Here is a 13,075-nt window from a genome sequence, read left to right on the forward strand (position 1 = left end):
GGAGAGCGCGTTTCCTTCCCCTAAACAAAATAGTCATTGTAACAAACATGAGTGTTCAGAAAAATCTGAACACATGCAAACTACTGATGTGACCTATGGTCATGAAAAAAGGTTTATGAAAAAATAGAGAAAAGGTAAAACTGAAAACACCTTGCCTTCAAAAAACAACCAATTGCTTCAAATCAAACCAGAATTTTTAATGTAAGTTTTGCCTTATGTTGTTATGTTCATGAAATATGGGTTGCAATCTGAAAGAGAGTGTAGCGGTTCTATGGAATTTTTAGCAAAATGAAGGGGATTTTTTTTCAGGCTTTTGAAGAAGCTAAAGAGACTATGAGGAAAAAAATGTGCTTTCTTTTGCTATAAAAGAAAGCACACTGAGGGGGAATTTAGAGTGACAGTTTTACATATTTTACTTTGAAAAGCGGTCTTTTTTATCTTTTTTCCACAAAAAATAAGTTGCAAGTCCGAGAATGGGAACACCCAATTTGGCAAAAGGGAGATGTTGACTGAGAGCTGCAAGGCTGGAAACGGTCGCATCTGTCATGAGTTTGTGGCGTTGTTCTTCTGTCTTTTTTTGTTGGTCATAGCGTTGATAAGTTTTGAGAACGCGACTGATAATAAGACCTAATCCCGCAAGAGAAAGACAAATTAAAAACATGATACTGGCGGCAGCAAGAGGCTTCATAACAGAACATAACGCAATAAAACCGATGGTACATAAAAAAAGCAAAGACATGAAGAATGAAATGCCAATAAACCCATAGAAAATTGCTTGAAGGCGTACTTGCTTGACTGTGCTTTTAAGCCCTCCACCGACAAGATGGTTTAAAAGAGGCGCGATAAACTTATGCATTGCTTAACGACGCAGTAATTGAGAAAGAATAAAACCAACCCCTGCGGCAAACAAAACGCTTTTGCCAGGATTTTTGCGAACGCATTGATTCATGGTTTGTTCAAGATCACTGATTTTGTCTTTTGCTTGAGACATCATGTCTTCACCACTTTCTTTCGCTGAGTGATATAGTTTTTCCGCTTTGTCTTTGGCGGCGTTAAATTTGTTTGCACCAAGATCTGTTAGGGTTGAGGTAATCCCTGAAATTTCAGTGCGTAACGTTTCTAATTGTCCTTGTAGGTCTTTTTGTTGGTCTTTTTCTACGGCTGATTTATCGTGCTGTGTTGTTTTATTATGGGCCATGGTATTTTTCCCTCTTGATTCATTATATTTGTATTGGTGTGTTCATAGTGATCATTTGCATTGGAGTGAAAATTTTCACTGCTTGAGTAACGCCAAAAGCTTTTTTTGGTTCCTTTCATTTTGTCGAATTTAAAACTGTTTTTGATAAAATAAATCTTTCCTATACGATATGCTTTGTCTGTAAAGGGTCGCATCTGTTGAGAATTGTCTTATGCTTTTGCAGCAATTTAGCACCATTCTTCAGTTTCTCGTGGCGCAGTTTTTTATAAAAGTTTTTTAAAAAGCCTGTTGAGGTTTATTTTTTAGGCTTGTGACAGGTAAAAAACATCGTTGTTGTGATTTTGCGGCAGAAATAATGTCATTTTTATGCTTTTGCAGAAGAAAAAGAAAATAATATTGCGGCTCTTTGCTCTCTATGTATTTGGGGGCAACACGCGCTCCCCATGATACTTTTGGTCAGTTTAAAATATTGCGATAGTTCTTTTTTTAAACGTAAGGTATATTTTTATTTTAGGGTAGAAGAGGTACTTCAGTGCACGGGTTTTTAGAGATGTGCGTATCCTTTTCTTCAAGAGTTTTATGATATTTTTGCTGCTTGTTTCATGTAAGCAAATATTTTGTTGGCTTTAAAAGAGCCGCTGAAATGAGAGAAACTTTGCGATATGAGAGATTTATTTAACAGGAACGATGATAAATTATTCTTATAAATTAAAATATTATATGCGATACTTCTTGTAAGTTTATCATTTTGCCTAATTTATGCAATAAATTGATTGGGTAAGATAAACTTGTTGAATTGTTAGAGAAAAATTTCTTGAGTAATTTCTTTAAAACAAGAGAGAGCTTGTGAAATAAAACTATACTTGATTTATCAAGTTTTCTTTCTTAAGAGGAATACACAAGTGACGTTAAAAGGGTAGTGGCATTTTGGAACAGTGATGCTATGCGGGGTGACGATCCAGCTCATAAATAAAGATAAGAGCACAAGAATGTGAGATAAAAATGGAATCTGAAACAGTCCCTTTAGATAAAACAGTCCCTTTAGATAATATGTCTGCTGTATTGACAGTGCATGATTTTTCTCCTCTTTCTATGTTTATGGCTGCTGATTGGGTGGTGAAAGCCGTTATCATTATTTTGTTACTTGCTTCTCTTATGTCTTGGACAATTGCTTTTGTGAAAATTGTTGAGATCACTTTGGTAAAACGAAGAGTACGTCATGAACTTCAATTGGTTCTAAATGCTCAGACTCTTACGCGTTTGGCAGCGAGCTTGAAAGAAAGCAAAGGGGCTGGTGTGTTTTTTCTCAAAGAAGTCCTTAAAGAGGTGTATCTTTCTGCACAACAGGTTCATTTTTCTGCTCCTGAAGGGATAAACGAAAGCTCTGGTGAAAAAACCAGTACAGAGGAAAGGGCACAAACGATTGAAGATATTCTCTTTTATGAGGAGAGCAATCAATATGAAGATGTTTCCCGCGATGTTCGCGATGCTAAGGCTCGTGATGTTCATGAAGGTTTAAAAGAAAGGGTTCATTCACTTTTGTCACGCTGCTTGCTGGCTGCTACACGCCGTGTTGCATGTGGAAGCGCTGTTCTTGCAACTATTGGCGCAATTGCTCCTTTTGTTGGTCTTTTTGCAACTGTTTGGGGAATTATGAATTCTTTTATTGGGATTGCTCAGTCTCAAACAACGCGACTTGATGTGGTGGCGCCTGGAATTGCTGAAGCCTTATTCGCAACGGCTGTTGGGCTTTTTGTGGCTATTCCCGCCGTTGTTATGTATAATAGCCTTATGCGTGCTTTGAGTGGTTATCGTAGTGATTTAGGTGATATCGCTGCTGCTCTTGAAAGGCTCTTGAGCCGTGAACTTGATAGACAAAGACAACAGAAAAGTCATAAAAAATGAAAGCAAGCCTTAATAATGATTGGGATATAGACGAGAGTGGGTTGCAAAGCGAAATCAATGTGACCCCTTTTATTGATGTTGTATTGGTGTTGCTTATTGTTTTTATGGTTGCAGCGCCTTTGGCAACATCTGCCATTTCCGTTCAGCTTCCTTCTATAACTCAAGCACCTTCAGTGGTTCAGTCTGATGAACCTCTTTATGTTACGTTGCAAAAAGATCGTTCTCTTTACATTGGTGATCATCTTGTAGAACAAGCAGCTTTGAGAGAAGCTTTGTTGAGGGAAACGACGCAAAATTTAGAGACAAAAATTTTAATCAAAGCGGATAGCGAAATTGATTATGGTACTGTCATCGATTTATTAAATCAAATACGCATGGCTGGATATCATAAAATCGGTCTTGTAGGATTGCAAAACTCTACCAATCTTGTCTCAAGAGGTGAGATCAATAATAAAACAACAGGGGTAGCGAACGCTGCTGTCGATGGAGCGGGCGGTAACGTTGTGGGGCATGTGGATGCCGTAACAACGAGCACTACGGGAAACGCTAATATTCCAGCCGATGTCTCTGATCAGTGATAAAAAACAGCCTTTGTTGCAGGAAGCAAAGCATATTACTCAAAGTCGTAGAGTGAAATTGATGAGGGTTCCGTGGATTTATTAAACCAAATACGCATGGGTTTGATATTATGCAGGGGATTCATATATTGAATCGGTTTTTTAGGATTAAGCACTACTCATCTTGCCGCAAGAGGTGCGATCAAGAAAACAGCAGAGGCGATTGTTGTGTGTCTTAATACATCTTAAAGCCCTTTTTGCGGCGGTGTTCATAAATGGTATAACCGTAAAGCCCCCGTAAAATAATCAAAAAATCTATCGAACCTCACTCTCTTTATGCTTAATAAAAGAGTAAGCGAGCACCATTATCGTATTTATATTTTTTTCCAAGACAGTGTTAATATACGTATTCATTGTAGGCATTTTTTCAGTTTTTATCTACATGCTAGCCACGTTTGGAATGTGAGAAACATGCTTTTGATTGATTTAATATCAATAGGCTTGCCATGAAACAATCTTACAGTACTGAGATCTCTCATTTAAGTTGAAAGACAATTGATTATTATTATAAATCAATATGATGTATAGATTGTCGACATTACAAGCAGTGTGTGAACGCTCAATGGTTAATGCCAATGTTTTTGTTATGGGGGAGGGGGATCGGGTGTTAATGAAGTTTTGTATAGCGCACGAGACGTAATTGAGAGATGATTGTTTAGAGCAGCGTTTAGTGAAAAAACTTTGAAAGCAAATGCGCACTCCTTCTGCACTTTAAAAGCGCAAAGAATTTCCAGTATGATGTATAGATTGTCGACATTACAAGCAGTGTGTGAACGCTCAATGGTTAATGCCAATGTTTTTGTTATGGGGGAGGGGTATCTGGTGTTAATGAAGTTTTGTATAGCGCACGAGACGTAATTGAGAGATGATTGTTTAGAGGTGCGTTTAGTGAAAAAACTTTGAAAGCAAATGCGCATTCCTTCTGCACTTTAAAAGCGCAAAGAATTTCCAGTGAAAGAGTGGTTGGAATAAGTATGTGTGTTATTTTGAGAGGAGCGATTTTTCAGAGCTTCTTAAGTGTGTCCCGTTGAACCAAAACCTCCTGTTCCACGGCTCTCGTTATGGCTTTGGGTGTTTTGCTCTGGTTCAATGGCGCAAACATTAACTTGAGATACGGGGGCGATGACTGTTTGGGCAATGCGCATGCCCTGTTTAAATGGAAAAGTCTTCTTGTCCTAAATTGATAAGAAGGAGTTTGACTTCACTTCCGGATAGTCACACTCAATCGTTCTTAGAGTGTTGAGGCATGTGATGCCCGTGTTTTAAGGCTAAGCCAGAGCGTGGACGGATGCGTGCTTCAAACCCCACGTGATAAATGAAAAATGAGACCTGTTGGAATAAGTGCCCGCTGCCCAGGGGCAAGAACAAGCGTTTCTTCTTTACCAATTTGCTGCTTGTAAATCCAAGACCCGCAGAACCAGCCGTTGCGTAATGAGGAAGCTTTCTTGTCCCAAGTGCAAGATGCTGAACGGATAAAGTCTGGGCATGTGAAGATTGAGAAGAGACAGGAGAAGAGTAAGGATGCCCGTTTAGAGGGGCGTTTAGTGAAAAAACTTTGAAAGCAAATGCGCACTCCTTTTGCACTTTAAAAGCCCAAGGGGTTTTAAGTGAAAGAGTGGTTGGAATAAGTATGTGTTATTTTGAGAGGAGCGATTTTCAGAGCTTCTTAAGTGTGTCCCGTTGAACCAAAACCTCCTGTTCCACGGCTCTCGTTATGGCTTTGGGTATTTTGCTCTGGTTCAATGGCGCAAACATTAACTTGGGATACGGGGGCGATGACTGTTTGGGCAATGCGCATGCCCCGTTGGATTGAAAAGTCTTCTTGTCCTAAATTGATAAGAAGGACTTTGACTTCACCACGGTAGTCACTATCAATCGTTCCTGGAGTGTTGAGGCATGTGATGCCGTGTTTTAAGGCTAAGCCAGAGCGTGGACGTATTTGTGCTTCAAACCCAAGAGATAAATGAAAAATGAGACCTGTTGGAATAAGTGCCCGCTGCCCAGGGGCAAGAACAAGCGTTTCTTCTTCTCCAATTGCTGCCCGTAGATCAAGACCCGCAGAACCCGCTGTCGCGTAGCAAGGAAGTTCTAAACCTTGTCCGTGTGCAAGACGCTGAACAAATAAAGTCTGGGCACGTGAAGATTGAGAAGAGACAGGATGGTTGTTTAGAGAGGCGTTTGTTTCAGTGTGCGACATGATCGAGGCATTTCCAAAATATGAGGTCTAGAAGAAAATGATACTTTAACAAAAGATATCTATAAAACCAAGTCGATAAAGGTGTGTGGATATAGGTTGTCCCCAGAGCTTGCTTATCATCTCTTACTGACCTAAAATATTCCACAACACCACCTAACATTATCAATGGCATTTTTCAATAATGGCATCATCAAGGATGGCTTATGCCTAGGGGCATGCGCTTATTTGAGATCTAAATTATGGTTACAGATAAGATTTTTTAGATACTACCGATAAGAATACCCGTGGCAAAAACCAGAGCACCACCAATGATGACCTGTAAAGAGGCGCGCCAAAAGGGAGTGGACATGAATTTGTTCTGAATCCAGACGATGGCGCCTAGTTCGAAAAAAACAATGATAAAAGCAATAATTGTCGCTACATAAAAAGAGTTGATCAAATAGGGAAGAGTATGACCTAGTCCTCCTAATGTTGTCATGATGCCGCTGGCAAGACCTCTTTTTAATGGCGAACCACGCCCTGATAATTTGCCGTCATCATGGGCTGCTTCTGTAAAACCCATTGAAAGTCCCGCACCAATTGAAGCTGAGAGCCCTATCAAAAAAGTTTGATGCGTGTCTCCCGTGGCAAAAGCTGCGGCAAAAATGGGGGCAAGGGTAGAGACAGAGCCATCCATTAATCCTGCAAGACCTGGTTGAATCCAAGTCAAAAGTGTTTGTCTTTGCGTTTTTGAAGGTTTTTTTATGGTGTGATTTGCCGCTGTTGTTTTTTGGGAGGGATGGCGGCTCTTTTCTTTCACAAGAGAAGTTTTGTCACATAATGAACCGATAGTGTTTGCACGATTATGACAAGAAAGGCACAAAAGTTGCTTATAATTTTTAAGCTCTTGAAGCCCCATAGCGGTAAAAACCGCGGCTTCCTTAGAGGAATAAGGTTCTAGAGCTTTTGCATATTTTAAATAGAGCGCCGCATGTTGCTCTTTTAATTTGAGCGCTTTAAGTATCACGTTTTGTGCTGAACGAAAGGACAGAGCTTTACGTTGTACAAATGAAAAAAACGATCTCAACATTTTCTGTTCCTCTGCACTTTAGAATAATTCTAAAACATAAGAAAAATAAACCGAAAGTCAATCTAAAAGTTAAAAACTGACAAATTACAAAAAGGTTGCACTGAGAAAAAAGGTGATGGGATGCTGAGAAAGTATAAGGAGATTCATTAAATGGAGACGACAGGGGCGCATGAAAGAAATGATTACGTGAAAAAATTTAAGAGACAATGTGCTTTATTTTGCTACAGGGGCGTTTGAATGGAGCATTCTAATGTATTGATGCTCGAGAATATAGGAAAGGAATAAGCTAGCATCATCATTCATTTGATGCGTTCAAAAGACTGTAACAGCTCTTAGAATTTGAAATGATTCTTTAAAAGAGACCTTTTTCAAGGGATAAAAGCCCATTTCGCGAGGGTGGGCCCCCGTGAAGAGTATAGAAGGGTAGAGCCGCAAAATTTCCATGAAATAATATAAACTCCATTGAGTCTTCTTAATCTTTACGCTTCATAAAAGAGCAAGCTGGCATCATCATACACCTTAGCTCCCAGTGTTGCGACAGTCTTTAGCACGGTTCATTATAGGCATGGCATTTTATTGTACAGTTTTACGCCACTCATTCTGCTTGTGGAGGTGTAAGACAGTATTCTTATGATATTTACGCGCATTTTAGCGTTGTTACAGCTTTTGCATTTAGGTGGATTTGTTAGCGTGTAACGAATTATCTTTTGTGCTGTAATTGCAGGGGCAGGTTTAAGGGTGGGAGTGCATAAATGACAGAGATATTATCATATCAAATTGTTTGATCACGCATAAAAATTTACACTTTATGAAGGGGCATTTATCGCCTTGTAACTTGCCTGATATCTTGTATGAAAGCCCAAAATTCAGTAGGATTCTCTCATTTCAAAACTTCTTATCTTAAATCAATTCAAATCATTTTTTTGTGTATCACAAGGAAGGGTGTGGGTGTGGGATTATTAAAAAGTGTGATAAGTTGCAATGTGAGGGGAGTATAATCTCTGTGTAGTGAAGGAGATTGCTCTTAGCATTTTGAAAAATATGTTAAGTTTCGTAGAAAAAGCGGGGAATATATGGAAATTGATGAAAGTTTAGAATGGCTTTTACGTTCTCCAAAACTAACAATACTGCAGGCAGCGTTATTGATAGCGGGCTTGAATCCACTCATATGTAAATTTACCAACGCACTCAGACCTGGAGACAGTAATATTTACGAAGGAGGGTATTCAGTACCGTCTAATAAAACTGCTTTATTCCGAGCTGTTTATAGTGACATAGTAAGAGAAGCAAAAGAGGGAAAATTAAGGGTAGAAGGGTATGATCATTGCGATTTGTGGGGGAAGCGTTTGCACGAGAATCCTATTGTTCAAGATTCTTCTGTTGTTTCCTTAGATGATTTGAGGAAATGGCTTTTATTGCGTGGTAAGAGACCTAAAGTTTTTTTCCCTGAGGATGATTCTGCTGAGACTAAGGATCAAAAATATGCGTTTCAAGATCCAACGAATCTACGTTATGCTCCAAAGCTTGCGGCGGTGGTTGCGGCATGGGAAGCGGTGAGTGAGGCTGAGGGTGGTAAAACTGTTAAAGGAACGCTTATAAAGTGGCTTAGTGACAATGCCGTTCAGTACAAGTTGGTGGATGATGATAATTTACCAAGAGAGAAGCTCATTGAGGAATTAGCGGCTGTTGCGAATTGGGAACCTACCGGAGGGGCGCCTAAGACACCTGCCAGCTCTCTTTTATCAAAAGAAAAAAAATAAAAAGATCAGTAAAATTGTGCTGTTTTTTTTGATAATTTTGAAGGTAATCTCTTTTTCTGGGGGAGATTTTTACTTTTCTTCCCTAGATTATAAGTAATTGTTTTTCAATGAAAATAATTTTTATAGTGTTCCTCTGACTGTTCAGGCGGGGGAAAATAGACATTTTGGGGCAGTAAAATTTACCCTGTAGTTTTCGTAACTTACCTCTCTATTTTTGTTTGATTTTTTTGGTCATTTTAAAATCCAGATCAACTGAACTGGAGCTGAAAATGATAAAAATATTTTCTTTTTTTACGGTGCGTGGAAGTGCAAAAAATCCTCAAGTCAATGCACCGATAAATGCACCAATATTGAAGCAGCCTGTTGCCGATGAGGTGGTGCGTAAATCGTTTAGAATAGGTCTATTATCGCGTTGGTTAAAGTTTGAACTTATCGTTGTTATGGAAAAGGTCAAAGCTGAGCGCCATAGGCTCTCTCCATAAAGAAATCTTGTCATCTATGAGCGAGTGAGGATTTCTCTTGAAAAATTTGCACAATAGTAAAACTCGTTAGCAAAACCCGTTTTGTGGTGTAACAAAAAGGATGTCATAAATGATTATCTCATCATAAATATGCTTTAAGAATAACCCGTGCGTGGCGAAAGTCTATGGCGTAGTCGCTATAGATTTTTGCTCCGTGTGTGATGATCAATACTCTTGTTTATCTCTTGTCAATGCAAGTGCCAATGAAAGTGATGGGTGTCTATTGCTCCGTTGTGATGTTTGGTTGTTCATGTTTAGAAACGACAAGTGTATTGAACGCGATAGGGCTGATAGAAAGGAAAACGTATCCTGTAAAAATAGGTATGTCTTTAAAATAAAGCTGATAAACGAAATTATTTTTTTATCTACCTTTTATATGGTGAGAAAAAAGGCATTCAAAGCGCAAGCATAAGCAATTTAGTAGTAAATCCCAAAATAGCATAGATCGTTTCTAGGAGAAGAGGGAAGAAAATCTATCTGCAAAAGCTATGTTAGATCATGTGACCGGTGAAATAATGTGGTTAGGGCAATAAACAATTGTTTTTGGTGAAGAGATAGAAATCGGTCGGGTGTTGATTTCTGGTTTATTAGAGAATTTTCTTTGTTATCTCGTCAAATACGATCGTTTGAGGTGTGGTCATATAAAGCGAAGCTTTTTTTCAATCTTGGAAAGATATTCCCATTGCGGAAAATCATATAAAGTTTAAGCAACGGCAGCATGATTTTTTGTGCAATGAAATGATAAGTATGTACAATATCTCGGTAATTTCCATGGGAAACTTTACCGGATCCAAGGTGTGGATATTGTCTTCTGCTTACCCCAAATCGCAGATATTTCAAAACAACAACGGTGGAGAATGAATGTTGGATATGTTCTAGGGGAGGTTGCAAAAAATGGCAGTTTTCAAAAAAATACCAAAAATGACGAAAGGAGCGGTTTCCCACTCCTTCGTTCCTATCTCCCCTTGCGGGGAAGCGGTCACCATTACTGATGCCGTGTATGCTGATATAGGTACACTTATTTTTCCCAAAAGTCAATACTGTAAATGCGGTAAATATTTGAGCATCAGAGCTACAACTTTATGAAAATCTTCGCAGGATAACCTTGGAACGGTACGTGAGCAACTTAAACGACTTACAGAAACTGTTGTGACATAATTGCAGATAATCCACGCTTTTTTATTCTCTATGGGAGATTGTATTGGATACGCAGCGGGATTATTGGGTTGTGATTTCGTTGAAAAAGGTAAAACTGTCACATTTCCATATAATTTTGCATTCTTAGAAAGCACTAAAACAGGCCGCTTTTTCCAAAATTCAGGGAGTATCGAATCATGAGGAAAATCGCACCAAAAAACTTGCCTGATGCGTGGTGCCGATTTGATTCGTGGTTTTATATGAGGTGGTTTTTCGTAAGGCGCATTTAAATCCCTTTCTTTTATATGCTCACGCCATGCATTATGATCATGTTCCATCATAACACATGGTTCTTCAAGTTTGGTTATATCTAAGGAAATAGGTGATAGGGTAGAAGGCTCTGTGTTCTTATCTTCAGCCATAGCAGACCATTTATATTTATCGGTCCCCTCACTTATTATTTTACGGCTTTTCTATCACGAGTTTTTATCAAAATGTTGCTTATAAGTACAGAGAGGTGAAACCATAAAATGGATGTATCTGCTTATTTTTGTCTTTTGAGTACAACGCTAGAGGAGGGATGTTGGTGACTCGTTGGTGTTGGTGGGTTGGTTTGGCGGTGGGGTGGTTTGGCGGTGGGTGGTTTTGGGTGGGGATTGGTGACTGGAGAGTTGTTGGTTAGGGGGGAAGCGATTGGAGAGAACGAGTGAACGCGGTTTCGTTTCTATTTTATGGTTAGAGTTTTTTATTGCTTGAAAGAATGCCTTTTGAAGTAATATAGAGGCTTATAAGGCTGAAAAATAGGCTTGAGACGACATTCCAACCGGCAAATGAAAGAAAAAGAAAGCGTGCGGATGCTTCAGAACAAGAAGGGGGATGAATGTTGTTTAATTGGTTAAGCAGCTGGTTAATGTCTGAGGTTTTTCTCACTGCGCTTAAACCACAACTGAGGGGAGCAGCCCAAAAGCCATATTCAACACCCGCATGATAAATGGCTAAAACAAGGCTGATGCACATTAAGACAAAAACACACAAAAATAAAAGTTGTACCCAAGCAGTTATGCGAAAAAAATATGCCCCAAAACCTGCTAAAAGCAAAAATGGTATGGCACCATAATAGGGGAAACGCTCTATGAGACATAAATCGCAAGGAAGATACCCTCCGAAATGTTCAAAACCAAGGGCAATACCTATTGTGGCAGACAAGCAAAAAGCAAGAAAAAAAGCCCACAAACTTTGTTCTTTTCTGCTGGGTTCAAGATGAAGGTGCTTGTGTAAAAGTGGGTGAGAAGACAAAACGCATGCCATTAAGTCTGTTCCTTATAAAAGCTTCCTGTTTAAAAAAGCTATGAAAATCCCATAAATTAAAAGGAGGCTAACACAACCAATGAGAACAATCCATTTGAAATGCTGTACTAAAAAATTCATTGCTTTTTGTCCAAAATGTTTAATCAGCCACGCGAGAAGATAAAAACGAGCGCCTCTAGAAAAAATACAAATAAGCATGAAAAGTTCAAGACGTACACTCATTACACCGGCCAAAATTGTGACAATCTTGATGGGGGGAAGATGAAAAAAACCTGATGTTATCAGTAAAATGATTAGAAATTGCAGGGTTGCACTATTTTTCAGAGATTCAAAACTTTCAACCTTACCATAAATTTCTAAAATGGGTTTGGCAAGGGTATCATAGGCAAAATGTCCGATAAACCAACCGGCAATGCCTCCTAATACAGAACAGATTGTCGCAATCAAAGCATAGCGATAAACCCGCTTTTGATGGATAAGAAGCATCGGAATATATAAAACATCTATGGGAATTGGAAAAACAGAACTTTCAATAAAGGCAATGAAACCAAGCCAGTGTGGTGCTGTACGCCGATTTGCTAAAGAAATCGTCCAAAGCTTTAATTTGTTTAATATCATGAGGCTTTTTATAAGTTTAAGAGGTAAAGACTTTACAAATGAGATTGCTATAAATCCGGTAGAGAAATCCAATAAAGAAAATATTCCATAAAATAGATAAGAAAATGATATGAATTCTTAAAAAATGAGAAGTCTTCTGTTGACGAATCTGTGCTTCTTCATATAGTGCAAAGGAATAATCGACAAGTCTATCTTTTATAGTCCTGTCTTTTATAAAAGTGTGCGGGTGTGGTGGAACTGGTAGACGCGCCAGACTCAAAATCTGGTTCCGAGAGGAGTGTCGGTTCGAGTCCGACCACCCGCACCACTTCATAAATATTTCCCTTTATCCTGTTATGGCGCATCACTTTGGTTTATAAAACATGGGATTTATAAAACATGGGGGGATTTATAAAACATGGGATTTATAGACCGTGTTCAATGTTTTGCATGTTGAATGAAAAACCTCGAATACCGTAGGATTCTCTCATTTCAAGTCTGCTTATAGTAAATCAACCAAAATCATGTCGCTCGTACGTTACAAGCTAGATGAGCTCGCGTGGAGTGAAATTTTACAAAAAATGAATAAAAATGCCTCTTATGCCGTTTCAAGGGCATCATTGGAGGTAAAGTGTATGATGGATGGTGCCAGCTTGCACTTTTATGAAGTGTAGAGATGGTGCTCTATAGATTTTATATTCTTGTAGGTGCTTTCGCAAAATGGGCTTGAGGGTTTTGAGAGATGTTTCTTTAAAACACGCATGTG

The 13,075-nt window shown here is 38.9% G+C and carries 12 protein-coding genes, 1 tRNA gene and 1 pseudogene; 6 read left to right on the forward strand and 8 right to left on the reverse strand.

Annotated features, from left to right (window positions below):
* Window positions 1-412: 412 nt before the first annotated feature.
* Window positions 413-856, reverse strand: coding sequence for a hypothetical protein (locus ACFIK7_RS02255; protein ID WP_375630955.1), 444 nt, complete (start codon window positions 854-856; stop codon window positions 413-415).
* 3 nt (window positions 857-859) lie between these two features.
* Window positions 860-1,198: a YqjD family protein gene (locus ACFIK7_RS02260; protein ID WP_375613241.1), complete on the reverse strand. Its 339-nt coding sequence runs from the start codon at window positions 1,196-1,198 to the stop codon at window positions 860-862.
* Window positions 1,199-2,200: 1,002 nt separating this feature from the next.
* Between ACFIK7_RS02260 and ACFIK7_RS02265 the strand changes: the two genes are divergently transcribed.
* The 3 genes from ACFIK7_RS02265 to ACFIK7_RS02275 all read left to right on the forward strand — a co-directional run bounded on the left by ACFIK7_RS02265 (window position 2,201) and on the right by ACFIK7_RS02275 (window position 4,578).
* Window positions 2,201-3,103, forward strand: coding sequence for a MotA/TolQ/ExbB proton channel family protein (locus tag ACFIK7_RS02265; RefSeq protein ID WP_375630956.1), 903 nt, complete (start codon window positions 2,201-2,203; stop codon window positions 3,101-3,103).
* Window positions 3,100-3,681, forward strand: a complete 582-nt coding sequence (locus ACFIK7_RS02270; protein ID WP_375630957.1) for a biopolymer transporter ExbD — start codon at window positions 3,100-3,102, stop codon at window positions 3,679-3,681. The genes ACFIK7_RS02265 and ACFIK7_RS02270 overlap by 4 nt, the downstream gene beginning before the upstream one ends.
* 774 nt (window positions 3,682-4,455) lie before the next feature.
* Window positions 4,456-4,578, forward strand: a complete 123-nt coding sequence (locus ACFIK7_RS02275) for a hypothetical protein (RefSeq protein WP_375654362.1) — start codon at window positions 4,456-4,458, stop codon at window positions 4,576-4,578.
* Window positions 4,579-4,733: 155 nt separating this feature from the next.
* On the opposite strand, the pseudogene dut (ACFIK7_RS02280) reads toward ACFIK7_RS02275, so the two are convergent.
* The 3 genes and pseudogenes from dut (ACFIK7_RS02280) to ACFIK7_RS02290 all read right to left on the reverse strand — a co-directional run bounded on the left by dut (ACFIK7_RS02280) (window position 4,734) and on the right by ACFIK7_RS02290 (window position 6,986).
* Window positions 4,734-5,304, reverse strand: a pseudogene (gene dut, locus ACFIK7_RS02280) (dUTP diphosphatase).
* Between the two features lie 82 nt (window positions 5,305-5,386).
* Window positions 5,387-5,917, reverse strand: coding sequence for a dUTP diphosphatase (gene dut / locus ACFIK7_RS02285; protein ID WP_375643289.1), 531 nt, complete (start codon window positions 5,915-5,917; stop codon window positions 5,387-5,389).
* A gap of 259 nt (window positions 5,918-6,176) precedes the next feature.
* On the reverse strand, window positions 6,177-6,986 hold the full coding sequence (locus ACFIK7_RS02290; protein ID WP_375637786.1) for a VIT1/CCC1 transporter family protein: 810 nt from the start codon (window positions 6,984-6,986) through the stop codon (window positions 6,177-6,179).
* A 1,073-nt stretch (window positions 6,987-8,059) separates the two neighbouring features.
* Here ACFIK7_RS02290 and ACFIK7_RS02295 point away from each other — a divergent pair.
* Together ACFIK7_RS02295 and ACFIK7_RS02300 are read left to right on the forward strand one after the other, a co-directional pair.
* Window positions 8,060-8,746 carry a hypothetical protein gene (locus ACFIK7_RS02295; protein ID WP_375662852.1) on the forward strand — a complete coding sequence of 229 codons (687 nt, stop codon included), beginning with the start codon at window positions 8,060-8,062 and terminating at the stop codon, window positions 8,744-8,746.
* A gap of 269 nt (window positions 8,747-9,015) precedes the next feature.
* Window positions 9,016-9,228 carry a hypothetical protein gene (locus ACFIK7_RS02300; RefSeq protein ID WP_375662853.1) on the forward strand — a complete coding sequence of 71 codons (213 nt, stop codon included), beginning with the start codon at window positions 9,016-9,018 and terminating at the stop codon, window positions 9,226-9,228.
* A gap of 1,073 nt (window positions 9,229-10,301) precedes the next feature.
* Here the strand turns inward: ACFIK7_RS02300 and ACFIK7_RS02305 are convergent.
* From ACFIK7_RS02305 to ACFIK7_RS02315, 3 genes are all read right to left on the reverse strand, one after another.
* Complete coding sequence (locus tag ACFIK7_RS02305; RefSeq protein ID WP_273790913.1) at window positions 10,302-10,826, reverse strand: type II toxin-antitoxin system PemK/MazF family toxin; 525 nt, start codon at window positions 10,824-10,826, stop codon at window positions 10,302-10,304.
* 313 nt (window positions 10,827-11,139) lie between these two features.
* Window positions 11,140-11,712 carry a disulfide bond formation protein B gene (locus tag ACFIK7_RS02310; RefSeq protein ID WP_375622893.1) on the reverse strand — a complete coding sequence of 191 codons (573 nt, stop codon included), beginning with the start codon at window positions 11,710-11,712 and terminating at the stop codon, window positions 11,140-11,142.
* A 12-nt stretch (window positions 11,713-11,724) separates the two neighbouring features.
* Window positions 11,725-12,330 (reverse strand): YqaA family protein, encoded by a 606-nt coding sequence (locus tag ACFIK7_RS02315; protein ID WP_273790911.1) that lies wholly within the window; start codon window positions 12,328-12,330, stop codon window positions 11,725-11,727.
* Window positions 12,331-12,552: 222 nt separating this feature from the next.
* Here ACFIK7_RS02315 and ACFIK7_RS02320 point away from each other — a divergent pair.
* Window positions 12,553-12,637 (forward strand) — tRNA-Leu (locus tag ACFIK7_RS02320).
* The last annotated feature ends 438 nt before the right edge of the window (window positions 12,638-13,075 follow it).

Origin of the sequence: Bartonella sp. CL266QHHD (assembly GCF_042195355.1) — a bacterium.
Taxonomy (GTDB): Bacteria; Pseudomonadota; Alphaproteobacteria; order Rhizobiales; family Rhizobiaceae; genus Bartonella.

Excerpts from the sequence above, each read along its gene's own strand:
- ACFIK7_RS02255 (WP_375630955.1), bottom strand. The coding sequence starts at position 856 with ATGCATAAGTTTATCGCGCCTCTTTTAAACCATCTTGTCGGTGGAGGG.
- ACFIK7_RS02260 (WP_375613241.1), bottom strand. The coding sequence starts at position 1,198 with ATGGCCCATAATAAAACAACACAGCACGATAAATCAGCCGTAGAAAAA.
- ACFIK7_RS02265 (WP_375630956.1), top strand. The coding sequence starts at position 2,201 with ATGGAATCTGAAACAGTCCCTTTAGATAAAACAGTCCCTTTAGATAAT.
- ACFIK7_RS02270 (WP_375630957.1), top strand. The coding sequence starts at position 3,100 with ATGAAAGCAAGCCTTAATAATGATTGGGATATAGACGAGAGTGGGTTG.
- ACFIK7_RS02275 (WP_375654362.1), top strand. The coding sequence starts at position 4,456 with ATGATGTATAGATTGTCGACATTACAAGCAGTGTGTGAACGCTCAATG.
- dut (WP_375643289.1), bottom strand. The coding sequence starts at position 5,917 with ATGTCGCACACTGAAACAAACGCCTCTCTAAACAACCATCCTGTCTCT.
- ACFIK7_RS02290 (WP_375637786.1), bottom strand. The coding sequence starts at position 6,986 with ATGTTGAGATCGTTTTTTTCATTTGTACAACGTAAAGCTCTGTCCTTT.
- ACFIK7_RS02295 (WP_375662852.1), top strand. The coding sequence starts at position 8,060 with ATGGAAATTGATGAAAGTTTAGAATGGCTTTTACGTTCTCCAAAACTA.
- ACFIK7_RS02300 (WP_375662853.1), top strand. The coding sequence starts at position 9,016 with ATGATAAAAATATTTTCTTTTTTTACGGTGCGTGGAAGTGCAAAAAAT.
- ACFIK7_RS02305 (WP_273790913.1), bottom strand. The coding sequence starts at position 10,826 with ATGGCTGAAGATAAGAACACAGAGCCTTCTACCCTATCACCTATTTCC.
- ACFIK7_RS02310 (WP_375622893.1), bottom strand. The coding sequence starts at position 11,712 with ATGGCATGCGTTTTGTCTTCTCACCCACTTTTACACAAGCACCTTCAT.
- ACFIK7_RS02315 (WP_273790911.1), bottom strand. The coding sequence starts at position 12,330 with ATGATATTAAACAAATTAAAGCTTTGGACGATTTCTTTAGCAAATCGG.